Here is a 21,057-nt window from a genome sequence, read left to right on the forward strand (position 1 = left end):
CGACCTGAGACGCCCGGCGGCCGGACACACACGACCCCCCAACTGTGTCCGGTCGTCGGCCGAGACCGCCGTGCCCGAGGGGTCTGGCACGGCACAGCAAGGCCCCCGAGAGTCCGCTCTCGGGGGCCTTCGCGCATGCCTGGGGGTACGCCGGGTACGGGTCCTCATGAGCAATCCGAGTGTCAGCGCGACGATCGTGTTCGGCCTGTTCGCCTTCCTGTTCATCGGCGTGATGCTCGCGGCGGCCTTCGTGATCGACCGGCGGCGGGTCAAGGACGTCCACGACGCCATCCCGGAGCGGGTCGAGGGTGCGATGGCCTACCGCGAGGAGGAGCTCCACCGGGACGTGCACCCGCGCGAGGTCCACACGGCGGCCGAGTACGAGGCGCACCGGGACGAGCACGGCGAGGCGCACAGGGACCAGCAGCACCGGCACGGTGCTGCCTGAGCCCGGAGCGGGAGCTAGACCGCCGAGGCGATGTTGCGCGTGGGCGTCATGGGCGCCTGCGACGCGGCGGGCGCGGGCGACTGCGACTCGCGCAGGCGCACGGCGAGCAGGGCGGCCTGAGTGCGGTGCTCGAGCCCGAGCCGGGCCAGCAGGCCGGTGACGTGGTTCTTGACGGTCTTCTCGGCCAGGAACATCTTCTCGGCGATCTGCCGGTTGGTGAGTCCCTCGGCGATGAGGAAGAAGATCCGGCGCTGCTGCGGCGTGAGCTCGCAGATGACGTCCAGGGAGCGCTTCTGCAGCTCCATCTGCTCCAGCACGCGGGCGGCCACCGTCGGGTCGATGAGCGAGTGGCCCCCGGCGACCAGCCGGACGCCGCTGACCAGCGAGGCGCCCTCGATCCGCTTCAGCACATAGCCCGAGGCCCCGGCGAGGATCGCTGCGGAGATGGCGTCGGGGTCGTCCTGCGCGGTGAGGACCAGCGCCTTGATGCTCGGGTCGACCGCACGCATCTCGCGGCACAGGTCGATGCCGCTGCCGTCGGAGAGCTGGGAGTCCAGGATGACGACGTCGGGGCGCAGCTCGAGGATCTCGGGCAGGGCCCGGGCGTAGCTGCCCGTCTGTCCGACGACGACCAGGTCGTCGGCGGCCTCGAAGAGGCTGGTGATGCCGCGACGTACGATCTCGTGCTCGTCGACCAGGTAGACACGGACAGCGCTTGAGGGTTCCACGTCAGCGATTCTGCCTGCGGAAACGGGCCTTTGGACCCGGGTCGGCCCAGGACTGGGCGGATGACTTTCTACGTATCGTCCGTTCGGACTAGGTGCCCGATCCGGACGGTTGATGCCGACCGGCCGGTCGGTCGGAATCAGGCCTCAACGGGTCCTGGTTCGGCCTCAGATGAGCTCGGCGAAGGCGGTCTCGACGCTGGCCGAGCTCTTCCGCAGAGCGCCGAGCAGCTCGACGATGTCGCTGGTCGTGACCCACTCGGAGGGCAGGGAGCCGTTCGGCCGCGACCACTCGGCGGCCTGCTCGGCGGTGATCCGGCTGCCCAGCTCCAGGCGGTAGGTCGTGTCCTCGAGCTCGAAGTCGACGTCGGCGACGACGGCGGTGTGGTCGATGCCGGTCTCCGGGTCGTGCACCAGCACGTGCTCGCCATGGTCCAGGCCGCGGGAGAGGAGGGAGGCCGTGTGGCTGACCCGCAGCGATCCGCTACGGATCGTGAACGGGGTCAGCGTCGCGCGGACCTGCTGCATGGTTCCTCCCGGTGGAGCACAGGCCCTGGGCGGGCCTTCCTGCTGATCTCAACGGGTCCGTTCGGCAGCTGTTACTAGGACCTTAGTCCTTTCTTCGGATGTCCGATCGGTATTTTCGGTACCAGGTTTCCTGAAGACCGCCGGGCGCGTACGCCGCCGGGTCAGATCCACCGCGAGAACCAGATCCGCTGCAGCCACTCCGAGTGCGTGATCAGCCCGTTGGTGTAGATCGGCCAGAACCAGGCGAAGCACAGGATCGCCAGGATCACGTAGGCGCCACCGACGACGACCCCGGTCGTGCGCCGCGACGACGGCAGCCGGCTCGGCCCGATCAGCTGGCCGATCAGCAGGGTGAGCGCGAGCACCATGAACGGCAGGGTGGCGATGGCGTAGAAGATGAAGATCGGCCGGTCGTCGAACTGCAGCCACGGCAGCCAGGTGACCAGCGCGCCGACCACCGCGACGCCGTACCTCCAGTCGCGCGCGCCGATCCAGATCGCCGCCGCCGCGAGCAGGGCCAGGCAGCCGCCCCACCAGATCACCGGGTTGCCGAGCAGCAGGACCTGGCGGATGCAGGTGTCGCCCGCCGCCGCATCGCACCCGTCGGTGCCGGGCTTGATGTCGTTGGTGACGGCCACGCCGACCGGCCGGTTGAGCAGCAGCCAGCTCGAGGGCATGGACTGGTAGAAGTGCGTCGCGCAGTTCAGGAAGTGCGTGTGGAAGGTGTAGACGTCCTGGTGGTAGTACCAGAGCGAGCGCAGCGACCGCTCGAAGCCGGCGAGGCCGCCCGGCCGCTGCTCGCCCTCGGTCAGCGCGGTGGGCCACTTCTTGTTCGGGTCGGTGTTGTAGTCGACGAAGTTGTGGTCCTTGTCGCAGTGCCCGCCGCCGGTGAACTGGTGGTACTGGGTCGCGCTCAGGTGCTCCTCGTACTGGCCGGCGTGCGCGAGCCATCCGGCCCAGGTCGCGACGTACACGATGAAGGCGAGGACGACCAGCGAGAGGAACGCCGGGATGCCGTCCAGCGCGCCTTTGAGGAACCATAGCGGCAGCCGCAGCGAGCGGCGCGCCCCGATGCTCCACACCACGGTCATCACCCCGAAGGCCGCGAGGCTGTACGCCGCGTCCCACTTCGACCCGCACGCGAGCCCGAACGCCACGCCGCCGGCGATCAGCCAGGGCCGGAAGACGATCGTGCGGCGGCAGAAGCGCTTGAACCGGCGGCCGGTCAGCCAGGTCCGGCGCAGGGCGCTCTGGACCCACCGGATCGGCAACGCGGAGGCCGGCACGATCGGGTCCAGCGCGATGTCGTACGCCGGCTCGAGCCGGCGTACCAGCCGCGCCCGGTACCAGTCGCGGTCGGCGATCACGCAGGCCACGCCGCACAGCAGCCAGAACGCCAGGAAGATGTCGAGCAGGGCCAGGCGCGAGAGCACGAACTCCAGGCCGTCCACCATGAGCAGCACGCCGGCCACGCAGCCCAGCAGCGTCGAGCCGGTCATCCGCCGCGCCATCCGGGCCATCACGAGCACCATCAGCGACCCGACGACGGCCGAGGCGATCCGCCAGCCGAACGGGTCCATGCCCCAGAAGTGCTCGCCGAGCGCGATCAGCCACTTGCCGACGTCGGGGTGGACCGCCAGGGAGGGGTCGCCGGTCCACACGTTGTGCACGTGCCCGGCGAGGATGTCGGCGTTGATGTCGGTCTTGGGGTGCCCGTCGGCGTCGGCCTTGTAGGTCTGGATGTAGCCGTTGTTGAGCAGTGACCACGCGTCCTTGGCGTAGTAGGTCTCGTCGAAGGCGAACAGCCGCGGCGTGCCCAGGTGCCACAGGCGCAGCCCGAAGGCGACCAGCGCGACGCCGATCGGGGCCAGCCAGCCCACCAGTTTCTGTTGGCGGGAGGCGTGCCGGATCGGGTTGATCGCCCGCACGCGGGCCGGCGGCACGCTCGACAGGCCCGTCGCCGGCACGGCGGTGGGGTCCTGGACGACGGTCACGGTGGACAACCCTAGGGCGCATGTCCGCACCGCCGCGGGCGGATGACGCAGACCGGCGCGTCTGTGTGCGTGTGTGCGCGTGTTCATGCGTGTGCCGTGTACGTCCGCCAGATGTGGGTAACGGTCAGGACACATGTGTTCACTGAAAGGCGGGATGATGGCGACCGGGATCCTCGAGGCGGTGCCGTGGGAGCGGCTGCGCAAGGCAGGCGCCAAGCTCACGACGCCGCTGCTGCCCGACGACTACCTCCAGCTGGTCAACCCGCTGTGGAGCTCGCGCGAGCTGCGCGGCCGGGTCGAGGAGGTGGTGCCGGAGACCGAGGACGCCGCGACGCTGGTGATCCGCCCCGGCTGGGGCTGGCGCTACCACCACCGGCCGGGTCAGTACGTCGGCATCGGGGTGCAGGTCGAGGGCCGCTTCGTGTGGCGCTCGTACTCCATCAGCTCCCCGCCGCACCGCAGCGGCCGCACGATCGCGATCACGGTCCGCTCGATGCCCGAGGGGAGGCTGTCCAGCCACCTGGTCTCGGGCCTGGAGCCCGGCACGATCGTCCGGCTCGCCCTGCCGCAGGGCGACTTCGTGCTCCCCGACCCGCCGCCGGCGAAGATCCTGTTCCTGGTCGCCGGCAGCGGCGTCACCCCGGTGATGTCGATGCTGCGGACGCTGGACCGCCGCGGCACGATGCCCGACGTCGTCCTGCACTACTCCTCGCCGACCGCGGAGCGGATGATCTTCCGCGACGAGATCGCGTCGATGGCCGAGCGGCACCCGGGCCTCGTGCTCCACCGGCTGCACACCGACACCGAGGGCATGCTCGAGATGGCGGACCTCGACCGGATCTGCCCCGACTGGCGCGAGCGCGAGACCTGGGCGTGCGGCCCCGCGCCGATGCTCGACGCGGTCGATCGGCACTTCGCCGACGCGGGGCTGGAGGAGCAGCTCCACCTCGAGCGGTTCTCCCTCGACCTCGGTGGCGACGCCGAGGGAGGCGGCACGCTCACCTTCCGCAACTCCGGGAAGACCGTCGAGGCCGACGGCGCCACCACCGTCCTCGAGGCCGGCGAGCAGGCCGGCGTCGGCATGCCCTACGGCTGCCGGATGGGCATCTGCCACACCTGCACCGTGACCCTCGTGTCCGGCGCCGTGCGCGACCTGCGCAGCGGCGCCGTCTCCGACCAGCCCAACGAGCAGGTCCAGACCTGCATCACCGCAGCCGCAGGCGACTGCGTGCTGGACATCTGACCCGACACCCATTGGAGGAAGCCGTGGCCATCGCGGACGTCAAGGAGTACACCCACCTCACCCCCGAGGACGTCGAGCAGCTCGGACGCGAGCTCGACGCCATCCGGGCGGAGATCGAGGAGTCACGAGGCGCCGCCGACGCGGCGTACATCCAGCGCCTGATCGCCGTCCAGCGCGGCCTCGCCTTCGCGGGCAGGATCCTGCTGCTGCGCAGCCGCAACAAGCTCGCCTGGACCGGCGGCGCGGCCGCCCTCGGGCTGGCCAAGATCCTGGAGAACATGGAGATCGGCCACAACGTGATGCACGGGCAGTGGGACTGGATGAACGATCCCGAGATCCACTCCTCGAACTGGGAGTGGGACACCGCCCAGCCCGCCGAGCAGTGGAAGCACAGCCACAACTACGTGCACCACCAGTTCACCAACGTGCTCGGCCACGACAACGACATCGGGTACGGCGTCCTGCGGATGGCCCGCGAGCAGCGGTGGAGCCCGGCCAATCTGGGCCAGCCGGTCTACAACGCGCTGCTGGCCACGCTGTTCCAGTGGGGCGTCGCGCTGCACGACCTCGACATCGAGGCGATCCGGCACCGGCAGAAGGACCCGAAGGAGATGAAGCGCCAGCTCAAGCAGATCTGGCGCAAGGGCCGCAACCAGGTGCTCAAGGACTACGTCGTCTACCCGGCGCTGTCCGGGCGCAGCTGGCGGACCACGATGACCGCCGACGCGGCCGCCAACCTGATGCGCAACGTCTGGTCCTACGTGATCATCTTCTGCGGCCACTTCCCCGACGGCGCCCTCGTCTTCACCGAGGAGGAGCTCGAGGACGAGACCCGCGCCGAGTGGTACCTGCGCCAGATGCTGGGCTCGGCCAACTTCGAGGGCGGCCGGCTGCTGCACATCGTCTCCGGCAGCCTCGGCTACCAGATCGAGCACCACCTCTTCCCCGACCTGCCGAGCAACCGCTACCCGGAGATCGCGGTGAAGGTGCGGGCGCTGTGCGAGAAGTACGGCCTGCCCTACACGACCGGGCCGCTGCACCGGCAGTACGGCCAGGCCCTGCGCACGATCATGAAGCTCTCCCTGCCCAACCGGTTCACCTCGCCGGACAAGCTCGAGGTGAGCGAGGACGTCCAGGTCGAGCACGGTCGCAAGCGGGACAGCGAGCGTCCCTCGCGGCGTACCGAGACGGGCGGCTACTACCGGTCGGCCTCGTGATCACCACCCGCTCCTGGGTGACGCAGTGCGCGCTGAGCCGGATCTGCGGCGAGTGCGGCCGGCCGCTGGGCCGCCCGATCGCCTTCCTCGGCACGCCCGAGGAGATCGGCCGCAACGCCTTCCACGCCCCACCGCTGCACGCGGAGTGCGCCGAGGCCCTGCTGCGGGGCGCGGACGCCGACCCGGCGTGGCGGGTGACCCACACGGCGGGCTTCGAGTTCGTGCGGCCGAGCGCCGACGACCACGACCGCCGGCCGTGCTTCGTCCCCAACTCGCTGCTGCGATGATCGGCACGTGCTGGTCCTCGCAGGTACCCCGATCGGTCGGCCCGCCGACGCGTCGCCCCGCTTGGCCGAGGAGCTGGCGGGCGCGGACCTGATCGCCGCGGAGGACACCCGGCGGCTCCGCCGGCTGGCGAGCGACCTCGGGGTGGAGCTGACGGCGCGGATCGTGTCCTACTTCGAGGGCAACGAGCAGGCCCGCACCCCGCAGCTGGTCGAGGCGTTGCAGGCGGGCCAGCGGGTCGTGCTGGTCACCGACGCCGGCATGCCGAGCGTGTCGGACCCCGGCTACCGCCTGGTCGCGGCCGCCGTCGAGGCCGAGCTGCCGATCACCGCCGTACCGGGCCCGTCCGCGGTCCTCACCGCACTCGCCGTGTCCGGCCTCCCGGTCGACCGGTTCTGCTTCGAGGGGTTCCTGCCGCGCAAGGCGGGGGAGCGGACCCGGCGGCTCGCCGACCTGGCCTCCGAGCAGCGCACGATGGTCTTCTTCGAGTCGCCGCACCGCACGGCCGCCTCGCTCGAGGCGCTGGCCGACGCGTTCGGCGCCGAGCGCCGCGCCGCCGTGTGCCGCGAGCTCACCAAGACCTACGAGGAGGTACGCCGCGGCGGCCTCGCCGAGCTCGCGGCCTGGGCCGCCGACGGGGTCAAGGGCGAGATCACCCTGGTCGTGTCCGGCGCCGAGGCCGTCGCCGGTCTCGCCACCGACCCCGATAGCCTCAAGGAGGCGGTCGCCGCGCTCGAGGCCCAGGGTCTGCGGCGCAAGGACGCGATCGCCGAGGTGGCGGTCCGGGCCGGACTGCCGAAGCGCGAGGTCTACCAGGTGGTGCACGTTGACTGAGACACAGCTGATCCAGGTCGAGCGCGAGGGGCTCGTCTTCGACGTCCTCGACGAGGGACCCCGCGACGGCGAGGTGGTCGTGCTCCTGCACGGCTTCCCCGAGCGCGCGACCTGCTGGAGGTACGTCGCTCCCGCCCTCAACGCGGCCGGCTACCGCACCCTCGCGATGGACCAGCGGGGCTATGCGCCCGGCGCGCGGCCGCCGCGGCGTCGCGACTACCGGGTCCCGGAGCTGACCGCGGACGTGCTGGCCGTGGTCGACGAGCTCGTCGGTCCCGACGCGCGCGTGCACGTGGTCGGCCACGACTGGGGAGCCATGCCTGCGTGGATGCTGGCGCTGCACCACCCCGACCGGGTCCGCACGCTCACCGCGGTGTCGGTGCCGCACCCGCAGGCGTTCCTCAAGGCGATGGTCCGCTCCACCCAGGGCCTGAAGTCGTACTACATGCTGCTGTTCCAGCTCCCGCGCCTGCCCGAGCTCAGCGCCCGCAAGGGCCCGATCTTCCGGCGCTCGCTGCGTGAGGCCGGCATGACCCACGACGAGATCCGTCGCGTCTACGAGGAGGTCGTCCACGACGGCGCCCTCCCCACCGCCCTCAACTGGTACCGGGCCCTGCCGCTCGGCGACCCGCGCTACATCCGCGGGCAGGTGACCGTGCCGACGACGTACGTCTGGAGCGACGACGACGTCGCCCTCGGACGCTGGGGCGCCGAGCACTGCGCCGACTACGTGAGCGCCGAGTACGAATTCGTCGAGCTGGCCGGCGTCAGCCACTGGATCCCGACGCAGGCGCCCGAGGCGCTGGTGGAGGCGATCCTGGAGCGGGTGCGCGGGTGAGCTCGTCGCGCGACGAGCGGCCGCCGGCGCCCGAGCCGCTGCCGCACCCGGTGGTCGACAACCACTGCCACATGGACCTCGCCCGGGGCGAGGAGCCCGCCACGCCGCCGGAGCAGGTGCTCGCCGAGGCGGCCGCGGTCGGGGTGCCCCGCATCGTGCAGATCGGCTGCGACCTGCCGACCGCGCGCTGGGCCGTCGACGCCGCCGCGCGCTTCGACCCGATCGTGGCGGGGGTCGCCCTGCACCCGAACGAGGCGCCCCGGCTGGCCGCCCGGGGCGAGCTGCAGGCGGCGTACGACGAGATCGAGCGCCTCGCCCGCACCCACGACAAGGTGCGCGCGGTCGGCGAGACCGGCCTGGACGCCTTCCGGACCGGCGAGGACGGCCGCGCGGTGCAGCGGGAGAGCTTCGCGTGGCACGTCGACCTGGCCAAGCGGCTCGACAAGACCCTGGTCATCCACGACCGCGACACCCATGACGAGGTGCTGGAGCTGATCGACGCGGTCGGCGCACCGGACCGCTGGGTGATGCACTGCTTCTCCGGCGACGCCGACTTCGCCCGACGGTGCCTGGACCGGGGCGCGTACCTGTCCTTCTCCGGGACGGTCACCTTCGGCAACGCCGAGCCGATCCGCGAGGCGCTCCGGCTCGCCCCGCAGGACCGGATCCTGGTCGAGACCGACGCGCCGTTCCTGACGCCCACGCCCTACCGCGGCCGTACCAACGCGTCGTACCTGATCCCGCTGACGATGCGCCGGATGGCCGCCGAGCGCGACGCCGACCTGGCCGAGCTATGCGCGGCGGTGGACGCCAACACCGAGGCCGCCTTCGGCGGCGCCTGGTGAGACGCGAGAGCGCCCGGAACGTGTGACCGGTGTGACAGGAGTGCCCTTTCGGGCGTGACTCCGCTCACCCGGACCCCCCAAAGTGCTTGCTGGAGTTTGCATTTGGGCGGCGACTCCGCTGGTCTTGAGGCATCGGCCGGGATCGGGAAGCACCATCTCCAGCCAGCAACCCAGCGTTCCGTGGCCCATCGCCCGCGGCGCAGGGGGAGCCTTCTTCGGGGAGGGCAGCTGGTTGCCCGAGGCCCGGGGAGTACGACGTCTGGAGCCCCGTGCGACATCCGCGGACCATCACCACGAGCATCCTCAGCACCTCCACCACCACCTTCAAGCGCCTCATCCAGAGCCGCACCGCGTTCGCCGTGACCGCCGCCTTCGTGCTGGTCGCCGTAGCGGGTGTGACGGCCGGATACCGGGCCATGACCACCACGGTCACCCTCTCCGTCGACGGCCAGGACCGCCAGGTCCGCGTGTTCGGCGACACCGTCGGCGACGTGCTGTCCGCCGAGGGGATCTCCCTGGGCAGCCGCGACCTCGTGCAGCCCTCCGTGGACGAGCCCGTCCACGACGGCTCCAAGGTCGCCGTGCTCTTCAGCAAGCCCGTCACGCTGACCGTGGACGGCAAGACGTCCACCCACTACGTCACCGCGACCTCCGTCGAGGGCGCCCTGGAGCAGATCGGCACCGTGTACGCCGATGCCCACCTCTCCATGAGCCGTGGCATGTCGCTGGACCGCAGCGGCGCCTCGATCGACGTCATCACCCCGAAGAAGCTGCGCTTCGCGATCGCCGGCCACAAGGCCGTCACCCGCAACGTGCCGGCCCTGACCGTGGGCGACGCGCTGGCGGCCGCCGGCGTGCACGTCGACAAGCGCGACATCGTGAAGCCGGGACGGACCACGCGCGTCCACGAGCACGAGCTGATCAGGTTCACCAACGTGACCGTCAAGGTCGTCAAGGTGGACGGCGAGCGCTACACCGCCGGCACGATCACGCACGACGACTCCTCGGCCTGGAAGGGCACCGAGACCGTGGTGCGCCAGGGCAAGCCGGGCACCCGCAACGCGACGTACCGCATCATCCGGCACAACGGCCGGGTCTTCCGCCGCGTGCTGGTGACCGCGAACGTGCTGAAGCCGGCCGTGCCCGAGGTCGTCAGCGTCGGCACCAAGGAGTCGAGCTCCGGCGGCGGCATCAACCTGGCGAACGCCGCCATGTGGGACCGGATCGCCGCGTGCGAGTCCGGTGGCAACTGGTCGATCAACACCGGCAACGGCTACTACGGCGGCCTGCAGTTCGACAGCGGCACCTGGCTGGGCGCCGGCGGTGGCGACTTCGCCCCGCGCGCCGACCTGGCCAGCCGCGAGGAGCAGATCACCGTGGCGAACCGGATCTACGCCACCCGCGGCCTCTCGCCCTGGGGTTGCGCGCACGCTGCCTGACCCCGCGAATCAAGGGCTCTGGCCCGCCGAATCAAGCCTTGTGGCCCGTCGAGATCATGATCTCGGCGGGCCACAAGGCTTGATTCGGCGTCTCCGGATGCTCGACGGGAGTACGCCGGCCCTAGGCTGACCCGCATGGTTCGGCTGCTGGGTCCCGCGGAGGTGCGCGAGCTGGCAGCCCGGTTCGACATCCGGCCCACCAAGCAGCGCGGCCAGAACTTCGTCATCGACGCCAACACCGTGCGCCGGATCGTGCGCGAGTCAGGGGTGAGCGAGGGCGAGGTCGTGCTGGAGGTCGGCCCCGGGCTCGGCTCGCTGACCCTGGCCCTGCTCGAGGTGGGGGCGAGCGTGACCGCGGTCGAGCTCGACGAGGCCCTCGCCGCCGCGCTGCCCGGCACCATCGCTGACTTCGCGCCCGACGCCGCCGACCGCCTCCGGGTGGTCCACGCCGACGCGCTCCGCGTGACCGACATCCCCGGCGAACCGCCGACCGCCCTGGTCGCGAACCTGCCCTACAACGTCTCGGTGCCCGTCCTGCTGCACCTGATGGCGCTGCTGCCGAGCCTGCGCCACGGCCTGGTGATGGTCCAGTCCGAGGTCGCCGACCGGCTCGCCGCGCCCCCCGGCTCCAAGACCTACGGCGTCCCGTCGGCCAAGGCCGCCTGGTACGCCGAGGTACGCCGGGCCGGCGCGATCGGCCGCAACGTCTTCTGGCCCGCGCCCAACGTCGACAGCGGCCTGGTCGCCTGGACGCACCGCGAGCCGCCGACCACCGCGGTGTCCCGCGAGGCCGTCTTCGTGGTCATCGATGCCGCGTTCGCCCACCGCCGCAAGGCGATGCGCGGCGCCCTGCGCGAGCTCGCCGGATCCGCCGAGGCCGCCGAGGCCGCCCTCATCGCCGCGGGCATCGATCCGCTGGCGCGCGGGGAGTCGCTCGGCATCGACGGCTTCGTCGCCATCGCCGAGGCCCTGGCGGGCGCCTCGTGAGCGCCGCCGTCTTCGACGACCCGGAGCCGAGCGTCACGGTCCGCGCACCGGCGAAGATCAACCTTCAGCTGAGCGTGGGCGCGCCCCGCCCCGACGGCTTCCACCCGCTCGCCACGATCTACCAGGCCGTCGCCCTGTACGACGACGTGACGGTCTGCGAGGCCGAGGACTGGTCGGTCCGGCTGGCCGAGCCCATCGACGGCGTCCCCCTCGACGACACGAACATCGCGATCCGGGCAGGCCGCGCCCTGACCGCGCACCACGACTCCGCGCTGGCGGCCGAGATCGTCATCGCCAAGGGCATCCCGGTCGCGGGCGGGATGGCCGGCGGCTCCGCCGACGCCGCCGCGACGCTGGTCGCGCTCGACCGGCTGTGGGACCTCGAGACCTCCGACGAGGACCTCCTCGCCATCGCCGCGACCCTCGGCAGCGACGTCCCGTTCGCGCTGCTCGGCGGCACCGCGACCGGCATCGGGCGGGGCGAGATCGTCGCGGCCGTGCCCGACGCGACGCAGTGCTGGTGGGTGGCGGTCTTCTCCGGCGAGGGCCTGGCCACGCCGCAGGTCTACCGCCACTTCGACGTGGTCGTGCCGGACGCGGACCCCGAGCCGGCGATCGCCCAGGAGCTCCTCGCGGCCCTGGCTGACGGCGACGTCGCCGCCGTGGCCCGCCACCTCGACAACGACCTCGCGGCCGCCGCGCTGGCGCTGCGGCCCGACCTCGCGGCGACCGAGGAGGCGCTGCGGGCGACCGGCGCCCTCGGCGTAGTCCTCTCCGGGTCGGGCCCGACCATGCTCGGCCTCTACGACAACGGCTTCTCCGCCCGCGGCGCGCTCGCCGAGCTGCAGGAGCGGGGCCTCGACTGTGCGATCGCGACCGGGCCGGTCGCGGGGGCGCACCAGGTGACCTATGGCTAATCTGCTGAATCTCGAGAAGGTGTCCAAGTCCTACGGCGTCCGCCCGCTCCTCGCCGAGGTCTCCCTCGGCGTCGGGGCCGGAGAGCGGATCGGCATCGTGGGCCGCAACGGTGGCGGCAAGACCACGCTGCTCGAGGTGATGACCGGCCTCGAGGAGCCCGACACGGGGCGCGTCTCGATGAACCGCGGCCTGCTCATCGGCTACCTGCACCAGGGCGACGGCCTGCACGACGACCACTCGGTCCGCGAGGCCGTGCTGCGCGGGAAGGCCGACCACGAGTGGGCCGCCGAGCAGAGCACCCGTGAGGTCGTCGAGGTGCTGCTCGCGGGCCTGGACCTCGACCGGGTCGTCGACGGTCTGTCCGGCGGTGAGCGGCGCCGCTGCTCGCTGGCCGCGCTGCTGCTCGACGAGTGGGACCTGATGGTGCTCGACGAGCCCACCAACCACCTCGACGTGGAGGCGGTCGCCTGGCTCGCCCAGCACATGCGCAACCGGTCCTCCGCCCTCGTCGTCGTCACCCACGACCGGTGGTTCCTCGACGAGGTCGTCGAGACCACGTGGGAGGTCCACGACGGCGAGGTCGACTCGTTCGAGGGTGGCTACGCGGCGTACGTCCTGGCCAAGGCCGAGCGCGCCCGCCAGGCCTCCGCCTCCGAGGCGCGCCGCCAGAACCTGATGAAGAAGGAGCTCGCCTGGCTGCGCCGCGGCGCCCCGGCCCGTACGTCGAAGCCGAAGTTCCGCATCGACGCGGCCAACCAGCTGATCGAGGACGTCCCGCCGCCGCGCGACCGGTTCGAGCTGCAGCGCTTCGCGACCCAGCGGCTGGGCAAGGACGTCATCGACATCGAGGACGTCGACCTGGTCCGCGGCGAGAAGCAGCTGCTGAAGCACGCCACCTGGCGGCTGGGCCCGGGCGACCGGGTCGGCATCGTCGGTGTCAACGGCGCCGGCAAGTCCTCGGTGCTCAAGCTGATGTCGGGGGAGCTCACCCCCAGCGCCGGTCGCGTACGCCGCGGCCGCACCATCGCGCTGCGCCAGCTGGCCCAGTCCGCCCGCGAGGACCTCGCGCCCGACGCGCGCGTGCTCGCCACCGTCGAGGGCATCCGCCGGGTCACCAAGACCGCCGACGGTGAGATCTCGGCGACCTCGATGCTGGAGCGGTTCGGCTTCACGGGTGACCGGTTGACGGCCCGTGTGGCCGACCTGTCCGGCGGCGAGCGGCGCCGCTTCGAGCTGCTCCGCGCCCTGCTCGACGAGCCGAACGTGCTGCTGCTCGACGAGCCCACCAACGACCTCGACATCGAGACCCTCAACGTCCTCGAGGACTTCCTCGACGGCTGGCCCGGCACGCTGATCGTGGTCTCCCACGACCGCTACTTCCTCGAGCGGGTCACCGACACCGTCTGGGGCCTGATGGGCGACGGGCAGATCCGGCACCTGCCGCGCGGGGTCGACGAGTACCTCGAGCGCCGCGCGGCCGGCGTGCGCGCGGCGCCGTACGCCGCCACCTCGGCCAGCAACACCTCCTCGGCCCGGCCCGCCGCGGCCGCGCCCGCGCCGGTTGCTGCACCGAAGGCCAAGGCCGGCGGTGCCGAGGAGCGCAACGCCCGCAAGGCCGTGGCGCGGATCGAGAAGCAGCTCGCCCGGATCGCCACGGAGCAGGCCGAGCTGGAGGCCGCGATGGCCGCGCACGCGCAGGACCACGCCAAGCTCGGCGAGCTCGCCACCCGGCTGGGCGCCCTCAGCGAGCAGAAGGACGAGCTGGAGCTGGAGTGGCTCGAGGCCGCCGAGGTGCTGGACTAGCCGGCAGATCCACCCCCCACCGGGACCAACGTCCCGCGAACCTTGACGAATCCTTGACCCTTCGTTGAAGGCATCCAGCGGTTCTCCGTTGCACCCTGGATCCATGACGGGGAGAGACGCCGGCCGCAGTGGGCTCGTGGCACGTTCGCGGGCCTACGCGCTGCTGGCATTGAGCGCGGCGATCGCCGCAGGCGTCGGGTTCACGCGGCTGGAGTCCGCCGCCGCGCACACCGCCGCCGACACCACCGGCTCGGACACGCCGCACCCCGCCCGCCGTACCGCGCACCACCGCCGGCACCGCCCGGTCCACCCGGCTCCGGTGCCGTCCGCCACCCCGTCCGCCACGCCGTCCGCCACGCCGTCCAGCGCCGTGCCGACGGTCGCCGGTACGACGCCCCCACCCCCCGCTCCGGTGCGTACGCCGACCGCGACCGCCCCCACGCACCACGCCCTTCCCAGCCCGACGCGCGCCCCGGCTCCGACCCACTCCGCTGCGCCGACCCCGTCGCCGACCCACGCGCCGTCGCCGACCCACACCGCGACGCCGAGCCCGACGCCGCCGCCCCCGCCGCAGACACACGCGTCATGACCGGCCAGCAGGAGTGGACCGACTGGTCATGCTCGGTCGTCGTCCGCACCGAGCGGGACCGCGACCTCGCCGTGGCGGTCGACGTCGTGCGCGCGGTGATGGACGAGGTGGCCCTGTCCGCCGACCGGTTCCGTCCGCACTCCGACCTGAGCCGGGTCAACGCCGCGAGCGGTCGTCTCGTCGCGGTCGAGCCGCTCACGGTCCAGCTCGTCGAGATCGCGCTCGACGCCGCGGCTGCCACGGGCGGCGCCGTCGACCCCACCGTCGGCGCCGCCCTGCTGGCTCTCGGGTACGACGCCGACATCGACGTCGTCCGCGACCGGGTCCCGACCCGCCCGGTCGACGTCGGTCCGCGCGGCTGCTGGCGCTCCGTGCGGGTCGACGCCGACCTGGGTCTGGTCGGCGTACCGCCCGGCGCGGCGCTCGATCTCGGCTCCCTCGCGAAGGCGTGGGCCGTCGACGAGGCGCTCGATCTGGCGGCCCAGCGGGTCGAGGGCGCGGTCCTGGTGTCGATCGGTGGCGATCTCGCCGTCCGCGGTGCGCCCGAGGACGGCTGGGAGATCGCGGTGGCCGAGACCCGCGACGGGCCCGGCGAGCTGGTGACGCTCGACGCCGGAGCCCTCGCGACCTCGTCGTCGACGGGGCGACGCTGGGAGAGCGGACACCACATCGTGGATCCACGGACGGGACGCTGTGCGGACGGCGCCTACCGGACCGCGACCGTGTGGGCGCCCACCACGGTGGCGGCGAACCTGCTCAGCACCTGGACCCTCGTCGATCCGGTCGCGGCGCGCGCCGACATCCTCGCCCGCGGCTCGCTCGCCCGCCTGGTCCACCGCGACGGAGGAGTCGAACGGGTGGCGGGTTGGCCGGCCGGTACGCCGATCACCGGGCTGGCGTCATGACGACCTGGTACCTCATCCGCTCCCTCGGGCTGGTCGCCTACCTGGCCTTCAGCCTGAGCCTCGCGTTGGGCGCGTCGAGCGCGATCAGCGCCACGGGCGGTGCCGCGATCGACCGTCGCGTCGTCCGCCAGCTGCTGCACCGCTCGGTAGCGGTCCTCGCGCTGGTGGCCCTGTTCCTGCACCTGCTGCTCGTCGTGCGTGACAGCTTCGTGCCCACCTCGGTATCGCAGGTCCTGGTGCCGATGACGGCGACGTACCGGCCCTTCGCCCTGGCCCTGGGCACGCTGGCGCTCTACTCGTTCGTGCTCGCCGCGATCGTCGGCTGGACCCGCACCGCGGTCGCGGCGGCGCTGTCGGAGCGGGCCTGGCGCCGGCTGCACGCGGCGGCGTACGTCGGCTGGGTGCTGTGCCTGGGCCACGGGATCCTGTCCGGCACCGACGCCGGCCGGCCCTGGTCGTGGGCGGTGTACGGCGCCGGGGTCGTCGTCGTGGCGGCCGCCCTGGGATGGCGCCGCGCGACCGTCGCCCGGCGGCCGTTCCGGCGTGAGGCCGACGGCCGGTTCAGCGCGAGGGCCGTCCGATGACTGTCGCGGACCGGGTCGCCGGCGAGGTCCCGGGCTCCTACACCCTCGGCGTCGCACGGCTGCTCGCCGGGCAGCACGCGCCGGTGCCCGAGCGCAGCCAGGAGTGGCTGGTCGCCGCGGCCGCGCAGGTCGGCCTGCTCGGCCGGGGTGGCGCCGCGTTCCCGGTGGCCACCAAGCTGTCCGCCGTACGCCGCCGCGCGCGCGTCCTGGTCAACGCGACCGAGAGCGAGCCGGCCAGCTGGAAGGACCGGATCCTCATCCGGCAGAGCCCCGACCTGGTCGTCGATGGTGTGACGCTGGTGGCGCGCGCGCTGCGCAGCCCGCGCACGGTGGTCGCGGTGAGCGACGACGCCTGCGCGTACCTGCTCCGCGAGGCGGCCCGGCTCCGGGGCGCGCCGCTCGAGGTGCGGGTGGTCCGGCACGGGTTCGTCGGCGGCGAGATCGGCGCGTTGGCGAACGGCGTGAACGGAGGGTCCCCGACCCCGAACGGCCGCCGGGTCCTCCCGCACGAGCGCGGCCTGGACGAGCGGTCGACGTACGCCTCGAACGTGGAGACCTTCGCCCAGCTCGCCCTGCTGGCGGCGCTCGGGCCCGACGGCTACCGCGAGCACGGTACGCCGGACGAGCCGGGCACCAGCCTGGTCACCCTCCTCGGCGACGTGCCGACCGCCGGTGTCGTCGAGGTCGCGCACGGCCAGCGGCTCGACGGGCTGCTGCGGGCCGCGGGACGTCCGGTCCTGGTCGGCGGCTATCACGGCAGCTGGACCCGCGCGACCGGTCTGGTGGCGGGCCGCCTCGCGAACAGGGAGCGCGGCCTGGGCTGGGGTGCCGGGGTGCTCGCGGTGCTACCTGAGGACACCTGTCCGCTCGGCGAGCTCGCGCGCGTCACCGACTGGCTGGCCGCGGAGTCGGCCGGGCAGTGCGGGCCGTGCGTCTTCGGTCTGCGGTCCATCGCGGCCGACGTGGCGACGCTGGCCGGTGGCGGACACCTCGACCTGGACCGGCTCGCCGTCCGGCTCGGCGTGGTCGTGGGCCGCGGTGCCTGCCACCACCCCACCGGCGTCAGCGGCTTCGTGGCCTCGGCGCTGGAGGTGTTCGCCGACGACGTGGCGCGGCACACCCGCGGGCACTGCGGCCGGCCGGTGCGCGGCGTCCTGCCGGTCGGAGGCCCCCGATGAGCCGGCTGGTCGTCGACTGGACGCGCTGCGACGGGCACGGGGTCTGTGCCCGGGTCCTGCCGACCGCGATCGCGCTGGACGAGTGGGGCTTCCCGGTGGTCGGCCCGCTCGCGGGCTCGGACCCCGAGGAGGTGCGGGCGGCCGTGGCGGACTGCCCCCGCCTGGCGCTGCGCGTGGAGCGGTAGGGCTACGCAGGGCTACTCGGACGGTGACCGGTCGGCGTACGGAAGCAGCAGCCGGCGCAGCAGCCCGGCCAGCGCCCTCTGGTCGGCCGCCGACAGGCCGCCGAGCAGCCCCCGCTCGGCATCGAGCAGGGCCGCGAACGCGCCGTCGACGGCGTCCTTGCCCTCCGGGGTGAGCCGGACCAGCACGCCGCGCCGGTCGGTCGGATCGGGGTGCCGCTCGACCAGGCCGCGGGAGGCGAGCCGGTCGACGCGGTTGGTCATCGTCCCGCTGGTCACCAGGGTCTCGCGCAGCAGCCGCCCGGGGGAGAGCTCGTAGGGCTCTCCGGCCCGGCGCAGCGCGGCCAGCACGTCGAACTCCCAGGACTCGATGTCGTGGGCGGTGAAGGCGGCCCGGCGCTCGCGGTCCAGGTGGTGCGCGAGCCGTGAGATCCGGCTGAACACGGCGACGGGCGCGAGGTCGAGGTCGGCGCGCTCGCGCTCCCACGCCTCGACCAGCTCGTCCACCTCGTCGCGCATGGCCCAACCCTAACGGCAGCAAAGATTCTCGATGTCAAGACATCCGGCTGGGCCGTGACAACTAGGCTCGCCGCGTGGACCAGCCGTCGCGCACCACCGACCTCGGGACCGTCGTCCTCACCTCGCTGCTGGGGGGGGCGACACCGACGACACAGCCCGCCCGCTCGCCCTGCTGCTGCACGGGTTCCCCGACACCGCCCACACCTGGCGGTACGTCGCCCCGCTGCTCGTCGAGGCCGGGTACCGGGTCGTCGCGCCGTTCACCCGCGGCTACGCGCCCTCGGCGATCCCGGCGGACGGCAGCTTCCACGTACCGGCGCTGATGAGCGACGCGCTCGCCCTGCACGAGGCGTACGACGGCGACGACCGCGCGCTCCTCGTCGGCCACGACTGGGGCGCGATCACGGCCAACGGGATCGCCGCGCTCGAGGACCAGCCCTTCGGCGCGATCGCGGCCCTGGCGGTCCCGCCGCTGTCGGCCATGACCCCGTCGGGGTCCGGTCTCGCCCTCCTTCCCCGCCAGGCGACGATGAGCTGGTACACGCTGTTCAACCAGCTCCCCGTGCTCCCCGAGCGGACCTTCGAGCGCCTGGTCGCGCACCTGTGGCGGCGCTGGTCGCCGCACTACGACGTCTCCGACGACCTCGCGCTGCTCGCCGGGTCGGTCCCGGACCGGGCCCACCGCAGCGCCGTGATCGGCTACTACCGCGCCCAGGCGCGGCCCTGGCGGCTGCCGGCGACGTACGCCGACCTGCAGCCGGCCTGGACCCGGCCGCCGCGCGTGCCGGTCCTCTACCTGCAGGGCGCGTTCGACGGGTGCCTGGACCCGCGGTGGGCGGGCGTGGTGGCGGACCGGCTGCCGACGGGCAGCCGCACCGTCGTCGTACCCAGCGCCGGGCACTTCCTCCAGCTCGAGCAGCCGTCGGCGGTCGCCCGCCACGTGCTCGGCTTCGCCCCGGCGCGCTGACACAGCGCCGGGGCCCTACGGATGCGATGAGCCAACCCGAGAGTGGCTCATCCGTGCTGCGTGGCACCCCCCAGATGCCTCGCAGACCCATCCGCAGGGACCCCGGTGCTGCCCCCGAGGACCAGCTGGCCCTCGATGACCCGAAGAGGCGCCCCACGGCCGCTCCGGGTGGTCTGTTCGCGACACAGCTCGACGAGGGTCGCGACGACCCCCGCGATGTGCGTGTCGCCGGTGCGCTCGGCGAGCAGCGTCAGCCGGGCGGCGTACGCCGACCACGGGTCGGCCACCAGCAGCGCCATGTGGTGGCGCCACTCGACGACGGTCCCGTGCCGGACGATGTCGACGATCTCCTCGGGCGCGTCGATGAGCGGCACGCTCCAGCCCGGGTCGAGGCCCTGGGTCAGCAGTGCGTGCCCGCCGCGCAGGGCGGTGTGGGCGACGGCCGTCGCGTCCTCGCGCGGGCATCCGTCGGCGACCAGCCGCGCCCCCACCCGGGGCGCCATCATCCGGCGGATCGCCCGGGTCGTGAGCGGCAGGGCGAGGTGCCGGTCGAGGCGCGTGGAGGACACGTGCTGGAGCCGGGCCAGGCGGTCGTGGCCCAGCAGGCCCACCAGATCCGCGAGGGCCTCGTGATCCACGACGTCGTCGAAGGCCGCGAGTGCGAAGAGGTTGGCCGCCGCGGCGGTGGTCGCGATCGGGTGCGCGCCGTCGCGCTCGGCGACGACGTCGAGCAGGCGCTCCCAGGCGTCCAGGTCGCGCGGACGGACGACGGCGGCCCGGTCGAGCACCTCGGCGACGATGGTGAGGGGCCGCTGGTGGCCCGGCGCCACCCTCCGTCGCCGGGCCACCAGCAGCTCCCGCTGCGCGCTCGCCCGCCGGGCGAGCGCGTGAGGGCGGAGGTCGATGACGCGGTGAGCCGGTGTGCTCATCGGTTCTCCTCTCGTCATCGGCCCCGTGCGGGCCTCACACCGGACCAGACGCGTGACCTTTCGGAACATCACGCGGTTTTCCGGGGAATCCACGAAAATCTCGTGAAGTGGCAAGATCGAGTCACCACACGACCGGGACCGGGGGGTCAGAACCATGTCGGACGACGCGAGCGTCGCGCAGGAGGAGCAGCTGCTCCAGCGCGTCCGCGCGGGCGATCCCGGGGCCTTCCAGCACCTGTACGACGAGCACCTGGACGGTGCGCTCCAGCTGGCCCGGATCCTGGTCGGTCGTGATGGTGCCGACGAGCTCGTCTCCGAGTCGTTCGCCCGCGTCCTCTCCGCGCTCTCCGGCGGCGCCGGCCCGACCTCGAACTTCCGGGCCTACCTGCACGTCACGATCCGCAACGGCTACCGCGACTCGTTCCGCACGACCCAGGAGGCGCCGGTCTCGGACCAGCCCTGGCTGCTCGACGAGGCGACCCCGACCGTCGAGGAGATGGTCGACGGGCTCGACGAGACCGTCGCGACCGAGGCGCTGACCACGCTGCCCGAGCGCTGGCAGCAGGTGCTCTGGCACGTCGAGGTCGAGGGGCGCAAGCCGGCCGAGGTCGCCGAGCTGATGGACCTCTCGCCGCGGACGGTCTCGTCCCTGGCGCACCGCGCCCGCGAGGGTCTCAAGCAGGCCTACCTCGACCTGCACGCCGGCCCGGAGCCCGCGGCCGAGGAGTGCCAGTGGGTCCATGCGCGGATGAGCAAGTCGGCGCGCGGCGACCTCAGTGCCCGCGCCCAGCGCAAGCTCGACCAGCACGTTGCCGAGTGCGACGACTGCGCCGCGGCCTTCCTGGTCGTCGGCACGGTCAACCAGCGCCTGGCGGCGTACGTGCTGCCGCTGGTGCTGCTCGGCATCGTCCCCGCCTCCGGCAAGGTCGTGGTCTGGCTGGCTGCGGCCGCCGGCGGCACGGCTGTGGCCGGTGGGGTCGGGGGCGCCGCGAGCACGGGTGCGGCGGGATCGTCCGGCGCGGCGGGCTCGTCGGGGTCGGCAGGCTCGGCGGTCGGTGGGCCGGTCGCCGCCGCGGTCGTCGTCGCCGCGGTCGTCGCGG

The 21,057-nt window shown here is 73.0% G+C and carries 23 protein-coding genes; 18 read left to right on the forward strand and 5 right to left on the reverse strand.

From position 1 onward, the window contains the following. Positions 1–166: 166 nt before the first annotated feature. Positions 167–448, forward strand: a complete 282-nt coding sequence (locus tag ACYU8V_RS14810; RefSeq protein WP_460848423.1) for a hypothetical protein — start codon at positions 167–169, stop codon at positions 446–448. Between the two features lie 14 nt (positions 449–462). Here ACYU8V_RS14810 and ACYU8V_RS14815 read toward each other — a convergent pair whose 3' ends face one another. The 3 genes from ACYU8V_RS14815 to ACYU8V_RS14825 all read right to left on the reverse strand — a co-directional run bounded on the left by ACYU8V_RS14815 (position 463) and on the right by ACYU8V_RS14825 (position 3,695). Next, positions 463–1,176, reverse strand: coding sequence for a response regulator (locus ACYU8V_RS14815; RefSeq protein WP_460848424.1), 714 nt, complete (start codon positions 1,174–1,176; stop codon positions 463–465). A 165-nt stretch (positions 1,177–1,341) separates the two neighbouring features. Beyond that, entirely contained in the window at positions 1,342–1,701 is a 360-nt protein-coding gene (locus tag ACYU8V_RS14820; protein WP_460848425.1) for a hypothetical protein, read from the reverse strand. A 161-nt stretch (positions 1,702–1,862) separates the two neighbouring features. After that, positions 1,863–3,695, reverse strand: coding sequence for a dolichyl-phosphate-mannose--protein mannosyltransferase (locus tag ACYU8V_RS14825; protein WP_460848427.1), 1,833 nt, complete (start codon positions 3,693–3,695; stop codon positions 1,863–1,865). A gap of 157 nt (positions 3,696–3,852) precedes the next feature. On the opposite strand from ACYU8V_RS14825, the gene ACYU8V_RS14830 reads away from it, so the two are divergent. The 15 genes from ACYU8V_RS14830 to ACYU8V_RS14900 all read left to right on the forward strand — a co-directional run bounded on the left by ACYU8V_RS14830 (position 3,853) and on the right by ACYU8V_RS14900 (position 17,545). Continuing rightward, positions 3,853–4,938: a ferredoxin reductase gene (locus ACYU8V_RS14830; RefSeq protein WP_460848428.1), complete on the forward strand. Its 1,086-nt coding sequence runs from the start codon at positions 3,853–3,855 to the stop codon at positions 4,936–4,938. Between the two features lie 23 nt (positions 4,939–4,961). Then, positions 4,962–6,155, forward strand: coding sequence for a fatty acid desaturase family protein (locus ACYU8V_RS14835; protein WP_460848430.1), 1,194 nt, complete (start codon positions 4,962–4,964; stop codon positions 6,153–6,155). Then, the gene (locus tag ACYU8V_RS14840) at positions 6,152–6,442 is read left to right on the forward strand and encodes a hypothetical protein (protein ID WP_460848431.1); all 291 of its coding nucleotides are present in this window, start codon (positions 6,152–6,154) and stop codon (positions 6,440–6,442) included. Before ACYU8V_RS14835 ends, ACYU8V_RS14840 begins: the two co-directional genes overlap by 4 nt. A 7-nt stretch (positions 6,443–6,449) precedes the next feature. Beyond that, on the forward strand, positions 6,450–7,274 hold the full coding sequence (gene rsmI, locus ACYU8V_RS14845; protein WP_460848432.1) for a 16S rRNA (cytidine(1402)-2'-O)-methyltransferase: 825 nt from the start codon (positions 6,450–6,452) through the stop codon (positions 7,272–7,274). After that, positions 7,267–8,112: an alpha/beta fold hydrolase gene (locus ACYU8V_RS14850; RefSeq protein WP_460848434.1), complete on the forward strand. Its 846-nt coding sequence runs from the start codon at positions 7,267–7,269 to the stop codon at positions 8,110–8,112. The genes rsmI and ACYU8V_RS14850 overlap by 8 nt, the downstream gene beginning before the upstream one ends. After that, a complete protein-coding gene (locus ACYU8V_RS14855) occupies positions 8,109–8,957 on the forward strand; it encodes a TatD family hydrolase (RefSeq protein ID WP_460848435.1) in 849 nt (282 codons plus the stop codon). The genes ACYU8V_RS14850 and ACYU8V_RS14855 overlap by 4 nt, the downstream gene beginning before the upstream one ends. Before the next feature lie 269 nt (positions 8,958–9,226). Next, positions 9,227–10,396 (forward strand): transglycosylase family protein, encoded by a 1,170-nt coding sequence (locus ACYU8V_RS14860; protein ID WP_460848436.1) that lies wholly within the window; start codon positions 9,227–9,229, stop codon positions 10,394–10,396. Positions 10,397–10,531: 135 nt separating this feature from the next. Then, on the forward strand, positions 10,532–11,383 hold the full coding sequence (gene rsmA / locus ACYU8V_RS14865; protein ID WP_460848437.1) for a 16S rRNA (adenine(1518)-N(6)/adenine(1519)-N(6))-dimethyltransferase RsmA: 852 nt from the start codon (positions 10,532–10,534) through the stop codon (positions 11,381–11,383). Continuing rightward, positions 11,380–12,300 carry a 4-(cytidine 5'-diphospho)-2-C-methyl-D-erythritol kinase gene (locus tag ACYU8V_RS14870; RefSeq protein ID WP_460848438.1) on the forward strand — a complete coding sequence of 307 codons (921 nt, stop codon included), beginning with the start codon at positions 11,380–11,382 and terminating at the stop codon, positions 12,298–12,300. The genes rsmA and ACYU8V_RS14870 overlap by 4 nt, the downstream gene beginning before the upstream one ends. Continuing rightward, a complete protein-coding gene (locus ACYU8V_RS14875) occupies positions 12,293–14,104 on the forward strand; it encodes an ABC-F family ATP-binding cassette domain-containing protein (protein ID WP_460848439.1) in 1,812 nt (603 codons plus the stop codon). The genes ACYU8V_RS14870 and ACYU8V_RS14875 overlap by 8 nt, the downstream gene beginning before the upstream one ends. A 136-nt stretch (positions 14,105–14,240) precedes the next feature. Further along, a complete protein-coding gene (locus ACYU8V_RS14880; RefSeq protein ID WP_460848441.1) occupies positions 14,241–14,693 on the forward strand; it encodes a hypothetical protein in 453 nt (150 codons plus the stop codon). After that, a complete protein-coding gene (locus ACYU8V_RS14885; RefSeq protein ID WP_460848442.1) occupies positions 14,690–15,598 on the forward strand; it encodes an FAD:protein FMN transferase in 909 nt (302 codons plus the stop codon). Before ACYU8V_RS14880 ends, ACYU8V_RS14885 begins: the two co-directional genes overlap by 4 nt. Then, positions 15,595–16,182 (forward strand): hypothetical protein, encoded by a 588-nt coding sequence (locus tag ACYU8V_RS14890; protein ID WP_460848444.1) that lies wholly within the window; start codon positions 15,595–15,597, stop codon positions 16,180–16,182. Before ACYU8V_RS14885 ends, ACYU8V_RS14890 begins: the two co-directional genes overlap by 4 nt. Continuing rightward, positions 16,179–17,360: an NADH-ubiquinone oxidoreductase-F iron-sulfur binding region domain-containing protein gene (locus tag ACYU8V_RS14895; protein ID WP_460848445.1), complete on the forward strand. Its 1,182-nt coding sequence runs from the start codon at positions 16,179–16,181 to the stop codon at positions 17,358–17,360. The genes ACYU8V_RS14890 and ACYU8V_RS14895 overlap by 4 nt, the downstream gene beginning before the upstream one ends. After that, on the forward strand, positions 17,357–17,545 hold the full coding sequence (locus ACYU8V_RS14900) for a ferredoxin (protein WP_460848446.1): 189 nt from the start codon (positions 17,357–17,359) through the stop codon (positions 17,543–17,545). Before ACYU8V_RS14895 ends, ACYU8V_RS14900 begins: the two co-directional genes overlap by 4 nt. Before the next feature lie 12 nt (positions 17,546–17,557). Here the strand turns inward: ACYU8V_RS14900 and ACYU8V_RS14905 are convergent, their stop codons facing one another. Next, positions 17,558–18,061 carry a MarR family winged helix-turn-helix transcriptional regulator gene (locus ACYU8V_RS14905; protein WP_460848448.1) on the reverse strand — a complete coding sequence of 168 codons (504 nt, stop codon included), beginning with the start codon at positions 18,059–18,061 and terminating at the stop codon, positions 17,558–17,560. A gap of 175 nt (positions 18,062–18,236) precedes the next feature. On the opposite strand from ACYU8V_RS14905, the gene ACYU8V_RS14910 reads away from it, so the two are divergent. Further along, the gene (locus ACYU8V_RS14910) at positions 18,237–19,028 is read left to right on the forward strand and encodes an alpha/beta fold hydrolase (RefSeq protein WP_460848458.1); all 792 of its coding nucleotides are present in this window, start codon (positions 18,237–18,239) and stop codon (positions 19,026–19,028) included. 47 nt (positions 19,029–19,075) lie between these two features. On the opposite strand, the gene ACYU8V_RS14915 is transcribed toward ACYU8V_RS14910, so the two are convergent. Further along, the gene (locus ACYU8V_RS14915) at positions 19,076–19,957 is read right to left on the reverse strand and encodes a hypothetical protein (protein ID WP_460848449.1); all 882 of its coding nucleotides are present in this window, start codon (positions 19,955–19,957) and stop codon (positions 19,076–19,078) included. Positions 19,958–20,111: 154 nt separating this feature from the next. On the opposite strand from ACYU8V_RS14915, the gene ACYU8V_RS14920 reads away from it, so the two are divergent. Beyond that, a partial coding sequence (locus ACYU8V_RS14920; protein ID WP_460848450.1) for a sigma-70 family RNA polymerase sigma factor occupies positions 20,112–21,057 on the forward strand: 946 nt, incomplete at its 3' end.

The sequence above is a fragment of the Nocardioides ultimimeridianus genome, from assembly GCF_054777895.1.